Origin of the sequence: Salmonella sp. SAL4457 (assembly GCF_046548235.1) — a bacterium.
Taxonomy (GTDB): domain Bacteria; phylum Pseudomonadota; class Gammaproteobacteria; order Enterobacterales; family Enterobacteriaceae; genus Salmonella; species Salmonella enterica.
In genome coordinates this window covers 1-232 of sequence record NZ_JBGDZO010001430.1, presented here as the reverse complement: position 1 = coordinate 232, position 232 = coordinate 1, and the positions used below count along the sequence as shown (strand labels likewise).

Genomic DNA, 232 nt, shown 5'->3' with positions numbered 1-232 from the left:
GTGCGATCGAAGCGCTCTATGCACTCGATTGGACAGGCCGATTTCCGCTTGGCCGAGCGCCTGGATAGGCTTTCGCCAAAGAGGAATGATTCTCGATCAAAGGAGAGCAGCCATGCTCAAGACCCTGACCTTCACCGTCATGCACTTCATCATCGCCTTCAGCGTGGCCTATGCGCTGACCGGCAGCATAGCGGTCGGCGGGCTGGTGGCGGCGGTCGAGCCGCTGTGCAAC

At 60.3% G+C, this 232-nt stretch carries 1 protein-coding gene; it reads left to right on the top strand.

Annotated elements, in window-relative coordinates:
- Positions 1-85: 85 nt before the first annotated feature.
- Positions 86-232, top strand: a 147-nt coding sequence (locus ACLJNW_RS28885) for a DUF2061 domain-containing protein (RefSeq protein WP_410962118.1), incomplete at its 3' end; no start/stop codon positions are given.